Source organism: Rhodococcus sp. P3_B8, assembly GCF_056402775.1.
Genome location: NZ_JBFUGT010000057.1, coordinates 22,825 through 35,464, shown reverse-complemented (window position 1 = coordinate 35,464; position 12,640 = coordinate 22,825). Strand labels below are relative to the sequence as shown.

10 protein-coding genes and 1 pseudogene are annotated in these 12,640 nt (G+C 64.8%); 6 read left to right on the top strand and 5 right to left on the bottom strand.

Going from position 1 to position 12,640, the window contains the following annotated elements; all coding sequences use genetic code 11:
- The 3 genes and pseudogenes from AC1D1G_RS19630 to AC1D1G_RS19620 all read left to right on the top strand — a co-directional run.
- Positions 1-206 (top strand): annotated as a pseudogene (locus AC1D1G_RS19630) (short-chain dehydrogenase); the annotation flags it as partial.
- 328 nt (positions 207-534) lie between these two features.
- Positions 535-1,299, top strand: coding sequence for a cation:proton antiporter domain-containing protein (locus tag AC1D1G_RS19625; RefSeq protein WP_477953347.1), 765 nt, complete (start codon positions 535-537; stop codon positions 1,297-1,299).
- On the top strand, positions 1,205-1,807 hold the full coding sequence (locus tag AC1D1G_RS19620) for a cation:proton antiporter domain-containing protein (protein WP_477953345.1): 603 nt from the start codon (positions 1,205-1,207) through the stop codon (positions 1,805-1,807). Before AC1D1G_RS19625 ends, AC1D1G_RS19620 begins: the two co-directional genes overlap by 95 nt.
- Positions 1,808-2,227: 420 nt before the next feature.
- Here AC1D1G_RS19620 and AC1D1G_RS19615 read toward each other — a convergent pair whose 3' ends face one another.
- The 5 genes from AC1D1G_RS19615 to AC1D1G_RS19595 form a co-directional block, all read right to left on the bottom strand.
- The gene (locus AC1D1G_RS19615; protein ID WP_241031749.1) at positions 2,228-2,983 is read right to left on the bottom strand and encodes a GntR family transcriptional regulator; all 756 of its coding nucleotides are present in this window, start codon (positions 2,981-2,983) and stop codon (positions 2,228-2,230) included.
- A 349-nt stretch (positions 2,984-3,332) separates the two neighbouring features.
- Complete coding sequence (locus AC1D1G_RS19610; protein ID WP_283335629.1) at positions 3,333-4,499, bottom strand: CaiB/BaiF CoA transferase family protein; 1,167 nt, start codon at positions 4,497-4,499, stop codon at positions 3,333-3,335.
- Position 4,500: 1 nt separating this feature from the next.
- Positions 4,501-5,652 (bottom strand): zinc-binding dehydrogenase, encoded by a 1,152-nt coding sequence (locus tag AC1D1G_RS19605; RefSeq protein WP_095869774.1) that lies wholly within the window; start codon positions 5,650-5,652, stop codon positions 4,501-4,503.
- Between the two features lie 21 nt (positions 5,653-5,673).
- Positions 5,674-7,191 (bottom strand): aldehyde dehydrogenase, encoded by a 1,518-nt coding sequence (locus tag AC1D1G_RS19600; RefSeq protein ID WP_167117959.1) that lies wholly within the window; start codon positions 7,189-7,191, stop codon positions 5,674-5,676.
- A gap of 111 nt (positions 7,192-7,302) precedes the next feature.
- On the bottom strand, positions 7,303-8,673 hold the full coding sequence (locus tag AC1D1G_RS19595) for an MmgE/PrpD family protein (RefSeq protein WP_283335630.1): 1,371 nt from the start codon (positions 8,671-8,673) through the stop codon (positions 7,303-7,305).
- Positions 8,674-9,121: 448 nt separating this feature from the next.
- Here AC1D1G_RS19595 and AC1D1G_RS19590 point away from each other — a divergent pair, with 448 nt between their 5' ends.
- The 3 genes from AC1D1G_RS19590 to AC1D1G_RS19580 all read left to right on the top strand — a co-directional run bounded on the left by AC1D1G_RS19590 (position 9,122) and on the right by AC1D1G_RS19580 (position 12,640).
- Positions 9,122-10,507: an MFS transporter gene (locus AC1D1G_RS19590; protein ID WP_477953343.1), complete on the top strand. Its 1,386-nt coding sequence runs from the start codon at positions 9,122-9,124 to the stop codon at positions 10,505-10,507.
- A gap of 9 nt (positions 10,508-10,516) precedes the next feature.
- Positions 10,517-11,263 (top strand): GntR family transcriptional regulator, encoded by a 747-nt coding sequence (locus AC1D1G_RS19585; RefSeq protein WP_346842857.1) that lies wholly within the window; start codon positions 10,517-10,519, stop codon positions 11,261-11,263.
- Between the two features lie 102 nt (positions 11,264-11,365).
- Positions 11,366-12,640, top strand: a complete 1,275-nt coding sequence (locus AC1D1G_RS19580) for an MFS transporter (RefSeq protein ID WP_477953341.1) — start codon at positions 11,366-11,368, stop codon at positions 12,638-12,640.

Below are 12,640 nucleotides of genomic sequence, written 5' to 3'. Positions count from 1 at the left end.
CCACCATCGAACCCGGCATGGTCGACACCGAACTGCCCGACCACGTCACCGACCCCGACGCCAGCAAACTCATGGCCGACCTGATCGACCAGATCGACGTCCTCCAATCCGAAGACGTCGCCGAAACCGTCGCCTTCCTCACCGCCGTCCCCAAGCACGTCAACCTCACCGAAATCACCATCCTCCCCACCGCACAAGCCATCTAACCCACCCACACCACCGTTCCCGCCCCCGGGCAACCCGAGGGCGGGAGCGGTCCCCACTGGATCAAAGAGGGACGAACACGACGTGGGTCTCCGACCCCGTCGTGCAATCTCATTCCGGACCCGCCTCGAGGCGGGTCCGACAACGTCTGTCTGGCGGCCGACCCACACCTTCCGCCAGCGCAGAAAGCACGTACCCCGCAGCACTCAATAGCCATGAGGTGACCATTGCAGTCGATTCAACTACTCGTCGCAATGCTCGGTACGGTCATCATCTTCACCGTATGGGGCGCTCGGATTCGGATGGTCCAACCGGCCGCCCTGCTGCTCGGTGGCTGCCTACTGGGTTGAACCCGACTATTGCTGCTTTCGAGTTGCCCCCCCCGAGTGGGTCCTCGTCCTGTTCCTTCCTGCGATCTTGTACTGGGAGGCTCTGACGACCTCTACGCGAACGGCGAGTCGCGATGCCCGCTCTGTGGTTCTGCTGGCGGTCGTGCTCGTGGTTGCCACGACCGCCGCAGTGGCCGCCTGCCTGCATCGGATCCTGGACATTCCGTGGGCGGTTGCGTTCGTCGTCGGGGCCGTGCTTGCCCCGACCGATGCCGCCGCCAATTACGCGCTGGCTCACCTCCTACCGCCCCGGTTCATGACGTTGCTGCGAGCGGAGAGCCTGATCAACGACGGGACTGCGCTGGCACTTCTGGCCACCGCCGTCCCGGTCGCGATCGGCGCGCGCCATCTCGACCTGCTGCACATCAGCTGGGCCTTCGCCGCAAGCTATCTTGGCGGGGTGGTGTTCGGTGTCGCGGTCGCCGGGACCGCACTGGTCGCTCACCGGTTTCTCCGAGACTGGATGCTATCGAGTGTGCTCAGCGTCTTGACGCCGTTTGTGGTGTACCTGCTTGCAGAGCAGATACATACCTCGGGTGTCATCGCTGTCGTGACGGCGAGTTTTCCTGCTTGCCCGGCGTGGACCGCGTGTAATTCCGCCAGCCACTCGAATGCAGACTCAGCCTTTTTGGTCACTGACTACGTATGTCCTCAATTCGGGACTGTTCGTCTTGGTGGGTACTCAAATCCCCTCCGCTGTAGATGATCTGGCGCCTCAATCGTTGACGGTAGGGTGGGCAGCGGTTGTCTTGGCCGGTTTCGGCGTGATCGGTTGTCGGCTGCTGTACTTCTACACGATGCCTTCCGTGTTTCGGGCCATCGACCGCCGCGGTAGTCAAGTTTCACGCCGGATCAGTGTGCGTGAGCGTTTTCCGCTCGCATGGTCCGGTGTCCGTGGCGGGGTATCGCTGGCCGGCGCGCTCGCTGTTCCCGACACCACGGCAGATGGGCGTCCCTTCGAGTACAAGAGCCTGATCGTGTTCATCACAGCTGGTGTCATCGTAGTGACCCTGTTCGGGCAGGGCATGTCCCTGCCGCGCGTGATCAAATGGGCCCACTATGACTCCGTCGACGACTCTGCCGGACAGCGGACAGCGGAAATCGCTCTGACCGAGGAAGGGTTGCGGTATGTGACGGACCCGGCTCAGCGCGACACCGCCCCCTCCCTGCCGATCGGCTCGACGCCGAGCTTCAGGAGCACCTGCGCGCACTGACTGTCCGGCAGGAGGACCCGGTATCGCTCCAGATACAGATACTGACGATGCGCCGGGCGATCCTCGCTGCCCAGCGCAGTCGGCTTCTGACCATGTTTGAACGACACGAGATCGACGATGCTGTGTTCTTACGGGTCCAGTCGCCTGGATACAACCGAGGCGAAACTGAACTCGACGGTGACGTCCTGCCCGGAGGAGCCGAGCGCGAAAAAACTGTAGCGAACAGCTCTGTGGCAGCGTTTAGTCGTCGAGATGCGCGCGAGGGCGCGCGATGTCGACACTCAATGCGGACTTCGGACGGCTGTACAAGGGGCCAACCAGGGCCACTTACAGCGTCCCAATCGTTCACTCAACAAGGAAATGTGCGGCTCGCCGCCGTGCGCTATAACGGCCGCGAGTCACACGTTCACTTCCTCGTGCTCAGGCTCCTCGCCGCCGCAATTCCATGCGGTACGAGTACCGGCGCGGATTGAAGTGAGAGGACGTGAACTCGACGAATTTCCCGTCCGCGTCGTAGTAGAGACGCTCGATTAGCAGTATGGCGTCTCCTGCTTGACATCCGATCAGTTCGGCTTCGTACTCCGGGGCGTTCATGGCGGTGATCTCTTGCCGTGCGCCCATGATCGGCTTGGTGAGCAGTTTTTCTGCCGCCCCGATCACGGTTCCCTCGCCGACCGACGGGACCCCCTCCGCGGCCAGTTTCGCACCGAGGTCGGGTTCGACGTAGTGGCGCGTCAGGACAAAGGGGATCCCCTCAAAGGAACGGCGAACGGTGGCCTTGCTGACCTCGATGTACGGCAATTCCAATCGGGACGCGATGGAGGGCTCGACGACGACCGTGAATGGTTCGATCACCTCGGTGTTCGTGTCGGGCCAGACGATGATTTCGTCGAGGGATCCGATCGAGCGGACGTAGCGGCCCCGGGTGTCCTGTTGGCGGCCGCTCACATAGGTTCCGCTGCCCTGCACGCGGTAGATCAGCCCGTCGGAGAGCAGTATCTGCAGGGCTTCGCGGACCGTGTGACGGCTGACGTTGTGGACCGACTGCAGCACGCTTTCGGTGGGCATTTTCCGTCCGACCGAGTAGACACCGGCCTCGATGTCGGTCCGCAACTTCTCGGCCAGCACTTTGTACGCCGGCACACCACGCTCCGCGGGAGCTACCTTGTTCGTCACCACGGGCCCCTCCTTCTCCCTGATGCGGCCGGCAGGGTTCCATCCACCACACTAGTGCTCGTCCGGATGAATCTTCAACGGGGGCCGCTCCGCATTGGTGATCTACTGCGAAACCAGAGCATTCGTGGCCACAGAGTCCATCTCGACATCTGTAGCTCGAAAATTGATACTGATCAATCGAGTATGGAGGTGTGACCGTTTGCGATCACACCTCCATACTCAGTCCGTCCGGCGCCGGAGTCAGGCCGCCGACGGACTTCCGTCACCAGAACACGGCCGCGATACGGATGTCGGGCTTATCGCGGCGGTACTGGTGTCCCCGCCGCCGCCTGCATGTCGGCGGGGTGCGTCAGGCGGTGGTCGGTTCCACCTCCGTAAGCAGTTCGTCGTTGTGCTCGCCGAGCTGGGGCGCGGAGTCGGTGCGCGGTTCGTCGTAGGTGTCGGTCAGGAACGGTGTCCGGATCATCCGACGGCGACCGGCATGCGGATCGTCGATCTCGAGGAACATGCGACGCGCGTCGAGGTGTTGGCACTGGTAGAGCTCGTCGATGGTCTGGGTTTCTCCGGCGGGAAGCCCATGCGCGGCGAAGTGCTCGACGATCTCGCGGCGGGTGCGGGACCGTGTCCACCGTTCGGCTTCTGGGCGGATCACCGATGCGAAGTTCTCGGCCCGGTGAACGACGGAGTCCAGCAGCGGATGGTCGAGCAGGTCGGGCCGCTCGATTGCCACACACAGCCGCCGCCACATCTCATGGGTGGGCAGAATCAGTGCAACATAACCGTCCTCGGCTTCGAGAGCGCCGAGTGGCGAATACCGATCCACCCCGCGCACTCGATGCTCGCCCGTGAAATCCCACAGCATGAGTTCGCGTTCGAGCAGGGACGCCACCGAGTCGTACATGCTCTGATCGACGAACGTACCCGTACCGGACTGGTGACGGCCCTCAAGAGCGGCGAGCACGCTGACGGTGGCATGCACGGCAGTGAAGACGTCCGCGAAACCGGTCACCGTCGGCAACGGCGGGCCCCCCGGTTCTCCGGTCACCGCCATCAGCCCACCAATCGCCTGGATTGCGGTGTCGAAGGCCGGCCGTTCGGCGAATTCACCCCGATGTGTCGACAACCTCCCGTATCCGCTGATGGCGCAGTAGATCAGGCGTGGATTGATCTCCTTGAGCGCGTCGTATCCCACTCCCATGCGGTCGACTGCCCCGGGGCGAAGGTTCTCTACGACGACGTCGGCGGTCGCCGCCAAAGCCAGGTACCGTGCTCGGTCACTCTCCGCGCTCAAGTCCAGGGTGACGGACTTCTTGTTGCGGTTGTAGCTCAGGAACCCGCCGCTCATGGACCCGGTCTCGGTCTGCTCGAGCGGATCATAGATTCTGCGCGGATCGCCGCCGTCGGGCCGCTCGATCTTGATGACCTCCGCGCCCAGGTCGGCCAGCATCATCGCACAGTAGGGGGCGGCGATGTACTGGCCCATCTCGAGCACACGAATGCCGTCGAGGGGCCTCACGTCAGATTCCTTCGGTTCCGTGCGGGACGAGCATCGGCTTGATGTCCTCTTGCGCCCGCATACGCGTCAGCGCCTCGGTGGCCTGGTCGAGCCGGTACCGGTTCGGGACCAGTGCACCGAAGTCGTACTTGCCGTGCGTGTTCTTCATGAATTCGAGTGCCTTGCGGTACTCGGCGATGTGTCCGGACCAGGTCCCCATGATGGTCAGCTGCTGTCGGGTGATGAAGCCGGGCCGGACCGGGACTTCCTTGCCGGGGCCGTCGATCTGGCCRGTGACCATGTAGCGGCCGCCTTCTTTGATCATTCCCAAGCCTTCCGGGAATGCGGTGCGTGCGCCGGAGAATTCGAAGACGACTTCGGCGCCGTGGCCGCCGAGCAGGTCGCGGACCGCGGCGATTCGGTCTTCGGGTTCGGGGTGTTCGGCGACGGAGACGAGGTCGGTGGCGCCGTATTGCTTGGCGATGGCCAGGCGGTTGTCGGGGGCGCCGATGGTGATGATTCGCCCGGCGCCGAGGTGATCGGCGAGGGCGGTCGCGAACAGACCGAGCGGGCCGGCGCCCTGGATGACGACGGTTTCCCAGGGGTTCATCTTGCCGATGCGCTCGAAGGAGTGCACGACCGTTCGCAATGCGCAGCTGGCCGCTGATGCCCAGGAGGTTTCCACCTCGTCCGGCACGCGCACTCGTCCCGAGTTGGGGAAGACGTAGGCGTATTCGGCGAAGCCGCCGACCAGATACGGGGGACGTTCGCAGTTGGTGAACATGTAGTACTGGCGGTTGGTGCACAGGGTGGGCTGGTTGTCGAACCGGCAGTGCTCGCACTGGTTGCATGAGGCGTGGGTGAAGCAGATGCGATCGCCGATCTCGAGCGGTGTACCGAAGGTGTCCCGCTCGGCGCCGTCACCGAATGCGATTACCCGGCCGACCATTTCGTGTCCGGGGATGACGGGCAGATCCAGCGCTTGGCTGCCGCCGAGGGAGCCGTCCCACAGGTGCAGGTCCGATCCGCACACCGTCGCGGCTTCGATTCGGACCAGGAGTGCGCCCGGTTCGAGGGTCTGAGGCACTGGAATTTCGCGGATCTCGAGCGGCTCGCTGTGCTTGGTGAGCACCGCCGCCCGGCTGGTCTTGGGGATGTCGAAGGTGGTAGTCATCAGTTTGTTCTCCTCGTGGGCTCAGCCGAGTTTGAAGGGGTCGCGGCTTTCGCCGGTGAGTTCGACCCAGATGGATTTGGTCTGCAGGTACGCGTCGAGGCCTTCTATGCCGTTTTCGCGGCCGATGCCGCTCTGGCCGAAGCCGCCGTAGGGGACGTTGTTGGCGAGCACACGGTAGGAGTTGACCCAGATCGTGCCGGCCTCGAGGCGGTGCGCCACGCGGTGTGCGCGTTGGATGTCTTTGGTCCACACCGCCGCGGCGAGTCCGTAGGTCGTGTCGTTGCCGATCTGGACCGCCTCCTCTTCCGAGGTGAAGGTGATGACCGACAGCACCGGTCCGAAGATTTCTTCCCGTGCCACGCGCATCGAATTGTCGACGCCGCTGAGGATGGTGGGCTGGAAGAAGTACCCGTCGGCCAGGTCGGTGTCTTGCGGACGCTCTCCGCCGCACACCACCGTGGCGCCTTCGCTGACTCCGAGGTCGACGTAGTAGCGAACCTTCTCGAGTTGCTCGGCGAAGGCGATGGGGCCCATTTCGGTTTCGATGTCGAGCGGATCACCCATCTTGATCTGGGGTGCGCGCTGGGCGAGCCGTTCGACGACGGCGTCGCGGATCGATTCGTGGACCAGCAACCGACTTCCTGCGATGCAGGTCTGACCGGTGGCGGCGAAGATTCCTGCCATCACCCCGTTGACGGCCGCATCGATGTCGGCGTCGGGGAAGATGATGTTCGGGGACTTGCCGCCGAGTTCGAGGGTGACCTCCGCGATGTGGTCGGCGGCGCTCTTCATGACCGCGATTCCGGTGGCAGTCGATCCGGTGAAGGTGACTTTGTCCACCCCGGGTTCGGCGGTCAGCGCGGCTCCAGTGGCTCCGGCGCCGGTGACGACGTTGAACACTCCAGGCGGGAAACCGGCTTCATCAACGAGTTTCGCGAACTCGAGGGTGGACGACGGCGTCTGCTCGGCCGGCTTGGCGACAAATGTGCATCCCGCGGCCAGGGCGGGCGCGAGCTTGCTCGCCAGCAGGAACAGCGGGCTGTTCCAGGGCAAGATTGCGGCGACCACGCCGATCGGCTCGCGGCGGGTGTAGGTGAAGAAGTTCGTCTGGGGCGCGGAGATGGTGTCACCGAAAATCTTGTCGGCAGCGCCGGCGAAGAATTCGTAGGTCGCCGGTAGCCCGGCCATCTGGCCGCGTGTCTCGCGGATGACCTTGCCGTTGTCGGTGGTCTCGATGCGCGCGAGCTCCTCTGCTTGGGGCTCGATCAGCGCCGCCAACCTGCGGATCAGGACACCTCGCTGCGCCGCGGACATCGATCCCCACGGCCCGGACAGCGCCCGGCGTGCGGCCTCGACGGCCTTCTTCACGTCGGCCGGTCCAGCGAGTGGTGCAGTGGCCCAGGCCTGCCCGTTGTACGGGTTGACGGTCTCGAAAACCTCACCGGAAATCGCATCGACCCATTCGCCGTCGATGTACATCTTTCGGTGTTGGAGTTCGCTGTTTCGTCTCTCGGCGGTGGCAACGACGTTCTCGGTCATAGTGCTCTTTCTCGTTTCACGGCCGGACCGAGTGCCCGGCACTGTCAATTGGGGCCGCGGTATCGGCTTCGAGGTACCGCGCACATCAAGGAGGATGTGGGGATGCTGTCCTCACGTTCCGACGGAGATTCCCGCCAGTGCCGACCGGATCAACGGGTCGACGGAGGACGCCTGCGGCAACGTGGCCACGCTGTCGACCAGGGTCTCCAATTCCTCTGCCACCAGCGGAATCTCGGTGGCGAGGCGTTCGGCATTGCGGACGACGCCGTCCATGTGCCACGACAGCATCGCATCAGAGTCCTCGATGGCGTCGTGGACCGTGGTGTTGTCGATCTGGGTCACGGTGGCGTGTGCGGTTTTCGCTGAGCGTCCCGGCTCGGCGACGAGGTCGATCTTGCCGATGAGGTCGAGCACCTGGGGATCGGTGAACTGTTGCAGCAGGTCGTAGGTGATGTCGCCTTGGACGAGACCGGTCGCGAAGGCGAATCTGGCGCTCATGAGTGTCTGTGAGGTGCTGGCGAAGGGCCCCCGCGAGGGCATGCCCGGATAGGTGGCTTCGCGTTCGTTCATCCGCAGCCGGATCGACGCGACCTCGTCGGCGCGGAGACCGGACTCGCGCAGCCGCACCGCGAGCATGGCCGGCGCCTGATTGAACGCACACACCGGGTACGGCTTGAAGGTGACGTCGAGGATGTTCCAGGACCGGCCGAGGTCACGGGCGAGTGTTTCCGCTGCCTCCCGCGATCGCGAGAAGCAGTCGAGGAATCCTGCTTCGGCCTCGAACGCCGTCCGGGACCCCGCGACACCGGTTTCGGCGAGTTGCGCTGCCATCAGCCCGCTCGTCGCCGCGATCCCCGACTGGAAATGCCACTCGTCGGTTCCCGCACCGAACGATTCGGACGTGCCGCCCGAGATCGATGCGGCGATCGCCAGTGCGGAGGTCATGCGTTCGCCGCTCAGGCCGCGGATCCGCCCGACGGCAGCGGCGGCAGCCACCGGCCCGAAGACCGCCGTCGCACGAAAGGGCGGGGTGGTCAGGTCCGTGAGCGGCCCCGACAGTGCAATACCCACCTCGTAACCCGCGACCACCGCCGCCAGCAGGGTCCGGCCGTCGACAGCGCTGGACTCTGCGGCCGCCAGGGCTGCGGGGATGACGCTCACTCCCGGATGAAAAGTACCGTGTGTGTCTTCCTGCGCCCGGGCATGCAGATGCACTCCGTTGATGAAGGCCGCCGTCGAGGCCGGATGCCATTGCCCGGTCACCAGCGAGCGGGCGTATCCCTCCAGGTTCGGAGGCGAACTCACTCCAGGGCTGGCCTGCTCGGCCTGTCGACCGAAGCCGGCCGCAGACCCGGCCATCCCCACCGCCAACGCGTGGATGAGGCACCCTGTCGTCCGCTCGACGACCGATTGTGGAAGCGCATCGACCTCCAGACCTGCGGCGAAGACACCGAGTCGTTCGGCGATCGTGCTGCCAGACATGCGCACTTCCCTTCCATGATTCGTGGACACGTCAGTTGCGGTTCCTGTGGGAGCCGCCCACGGACGCGGATCCGATCCCCGCCGTCGCCACAATTTGTCCGTATGACTTGAGACACTATTGCGAAGTCTTACATCTGTCAATCATGACGCGAATGGAAACCGACCCCTTCCCATTCCGCCCATGGACTAGACGCCAGTGGGCATTCAATTGCCAGTTCACAGCATTTTCATCGGCCAGTTCCCGCCCAGCGGCCGGCGCGCAACTTTTGAGGGGTTGACGCAAGCACCGACCCTGACTAGCTTCAAGTCATCCGTACAACTGTGGCTTACTTCACTGCGAGCTGCCAGGCGGAGGATCATGGGCGCGCCAAAAGACCGATCAGATTCCCGCAGGACCAAATTCACGTCGTGGCGAAAGAAGTCCACGACGCTTCCCGAGGAGACCTCGATGACGAACCCACCCCCTGTATCGCCGTTACCCCCCACGATTGCGGGAGATGCACCGACGACTGATGCGCTGACCTCATCGGGGACGCTGGCACCCCACGTGTCTCGACGCGTGGCCGTCGCCGCGGGCATCGGCCACTTCCTCGAGTGGTTCGACTTCGCGGTGTACGGGTTTCTGGCCGCGACCATCGGGGCGCTGTTCTTTCCGTCCGGGAACGCCACTACGTCGCTGTTGGCCTCCCTCGCCGTTTTCGGCGTCGCGTTCCTCTTTCGTCCGCTCGGGGGGCTGCTGATCGGGGCTTTCGGCGATCGCGCCGGTCGCCGTGCGGCGCTCTCAGTCGCAATCGTCGTCATGGGTATCTGCACCATCGGCATCGGCATCCTGCCGACCTACGCCACGATCGGCCTTGCCGCTCCCGCTCTTCTGGTGCTCCTTCGGTGCGCCCAAGGATTCTCCGCGGGTGGCGAGTACGCCGGCGCAGCTGCCTTCCTCGTCGAATATGCACCGGCCCGCCGACGCGGGCTGTGGAGCAGTGTGGTCTCCGCCGGCGCCGGCATCGGGGTCATGGCCGGGGGTGCGGTGACCTTGCTGCTGACCACCCTGCTGTCCGACGACCAGATGACGACCTGGGGTTGGCGCGTCCCCTTCCTCGTCGCCGGCCCGCTGGCCGTCCTCGGCCTCTACGTCCGGCTCCGGCTCGAGGACACTCCCGTATTCCAGGAGCTCCAGCGCGCTCACGAGGTCGAGCACGCCCCCCTGCGCAACGCCGGCAAGCACAGCCGATCCGGAATCCTCCTGGTGTTCGTCTGCACCGCGGTGACCGGCCTCGGCTTCTACTACCTTGCAACCTTCGTGGTCACCTTCCTCACTGTCGAGGTCCACATGACCAAGACCGCCGCCCTCGAACTCGCGGTGCTCGGGTTGCTCATCTACTCGCTCATGTGCCCCGTGGCAGGGATGATCGGCGACCGTATCGGTCGCCGACGCACGATGCTGCTCGGCGCCGGTGGCATTGCTCTGACCGCCGTCCCCTGCTTCGTTCTGCTCTCGACCGGCACCTGGTACCTCGCCCTGATCGGCCTGGTGATTTTCGCGGCCTTCGAGGCCCTGGCCAATGTCATGCTCGGCGTTCTCATGGTCGAGCTCTTCCCGGCCCGACTGCGGGTGACGGGTAGCTCGATCGGCTTCAACGTCGCGCAGGCCCTCATCGGCGGGCCCGGCCCGTTCATCGCCACCGCCATCGCAGCTGCGGCAGCGCTCATCGTCGCGCCCGCTCTCTACCTGGTCGCGATTGCAGCGCTGTCGTTCGTGCTTCTGCTGCGGTATCTGCCCGAGACCCGCGGGGTGTCGCTGTTCAGCGAGGAAGCACCCTCCGCGAGGAAATGACAGACAGGCGTGATTGTGGAGACGCATTCGTATCTCAGGCGTCCCGCGTACCGGCTCGTCGCCGAACAACTTCGGCGGCGAGCCGAACGCGGTGAGTACGCCGTGGGTGACAAGCTGCCCACCGAAGACCAACTTCGGCAGAGTTTCGGCGTCAGCAGACACACGATCCGGCAAGCGATCGGTCACCTGGTCGAGGAGGGCATGGTGCACCGCGTCCAGGGCAGTGGCACGTACTTGATTGGGCACGAGACGAACTCAGGTCGCTACCAGCGTGCAATCGGATCGCTCGACGAAATCATGAGCTGGCCCGGCACCACCACCCGGTTACTCGAGCCTTTCCGACGGGGAGTGAGCGAGCCCGCGATCGCCCGCCACCTCGGTGCGGATATCTCAGACGTCCGCTGCGCACTCGTCCAACGCTGCTACAACCATGCGCCTTTCGCCTTGACCCGGCACTACATGGTTTCCTCATTGGCGGACAACGTGATCGAGCGGGGACTGTGGGAGACCGACAGCACGATCATTCAATCGGCAGAGCGATTACTACCCGAGAGCATCGTCTCCGCAACTCAGAATATCCACGCCACCCAAGCCGAGGAGGCGGAGAGCGAACTGATCGGATGCTCGGCGGGAGACGCCGTCTTGCTCATCGAGCGGCTGTACCACGACGCCGGGGGGCGGCCGGTCGAGTTCACCACCTCGCGACTCAATCCCCGCCGCTACAGCTACCGGATGGACCTGCGCCGGCGCCGCTGATGGGGGCCCACGATCCGTGCCCGGTGTGCTACTGGGCCACCACGAAGCGATAGGCGCGACCATCACACGGTTCACCCATCGGGAACGCACGAAGGAGGCGGTGTGGGCCTACAGCCGAACACCGACATCGGTCCGATCAACGTAGTCCGGGATCGATATGCCCCGTCCGGACGAGTAATCGTCATTCTCACCGCTGCGGCCATCACCGCTGTGGGACAGATGTACTCGGTACTGGCGCTACTTCCGCAGATGGCCGCTATCTTCGGTGTCGACCCTGCGCACGTGACGGCAACCTCCACTGTGTTCGGCGTCGCCTATGCTCTCGGCTTCCTCGCCGCGGGGCCGCTGGCGTCGCGGTTCGGGCCGCATACCGTGATGACGGTCGGCCTGTTCGCCGCCGCGGTCACCACACTGCTGGCAGCGCTGCCGTCCACGCTCCTTCTGGAGTTGATCGCTCGCGCGGGGCAGGGCTGCGCAGCCGCCGCCTTCGCCCCGGCCGCGTTCACGTATATCGCCGAGAGCATCGATCCGCGCCACCGCCTACTCGCTTTGAGCTGCTTGACCAGCGGTTTTCTCGCCGCTGCGGCGGTCGTTCCCGTCGCCGCGCAGATGATCGCCGCGGCAGCCGGCTGGCGTGCGGTCTTTGTGGTCGGCGCAGGCGCGCTCGTGGTGGCAACCGTGGCAGTTGCTGCGTTGGTTCCGAGGGCGCGGCCCAGGGACCACCCCGGTGGTACGCGCCTTTTCGGAGTCCTGGTGACGATTCTGGGCAGGTGGCGGTTGGTCGCGCTGTTTGGTGCTGCAGCCACTTTCCTCGGGGCGTATGTCAGCGTCTTCACCACCATCTCGCTGGTGGGGCCGCCTTCAAATGCCGGAAATCCCGAGGCCCTGCAGGTGCTGCGATTGGCCACCGTGCCGGCACTGCTCGTCATTCCATTTCTGGGTCGGGTGCTGAGGCGGTGCCGACCGGCCCGCCGGGGCGCGGCGGCAATGGGTGTGGCGGCGATGGGTGTGGCGGCGATGGGTGCGGGCGGATCGGTTCTGTCAGGTTCCCTGGTTGCCTTGTCGATCACGGTGCTGGTGCTCGTGGCGGCCATCGCCATTACGGCGTCGGCCATCGTCGAATCACTTCTGGCGCAAGTACATCCGGAGGAAACGGGCGGCGCAACGGCACTGTACGGATCCTTTACCTTCCTCGGTGCCAGCGCCGGTCCGGCACTCGCTTCGGGGGTCAGCCCGTGGGGATTTGGCATCGGCATGCTTACGGCAGCCATCTGGCTCGCCATCGGGGCGGGCCTGATCCTCTTCTCTGCCGCGGGAACCGTGGCCCGACGGTCAGTTCAACACGACACCGACGATGCGGTGTCCCCCCTGCGGTAG

What these genes read in the sequence shown, in the direction of transcription:
- AC1D1G_RS19620 (WP_477953345.1), top strand. Translation starts at nt 1,205, where the DNA reads ATGCAGACTCAGCCTTTTTGGTCACTGACTACGTATGTCCTCAATTCG.
- AC1D1G_RS19600 (WP_167117959.1), bottom strand. Translation starts at nt 7,191, where the DNA reads ATGACCGAGAACGTCGTTGCCACCGCCGAGAGACGAAACAGCGAACTC.
- AC1D1G_RS19595 (WP_283335630.1), bottom strand. Translation starts at nt 8,673, where the DNA reads ATGTCTGGCAGCACGATCGCCGAACGACTCGGTGTCTTCGCCGCAGGT.
- AC1D1G_RS19590 (WP_477953343.1), top strand. Translation starts at nt 9,122, where the DNA reads ATGACGAACCCACCCCCTGTATCGCCGTTACCCCCCACGATTGCGGGA.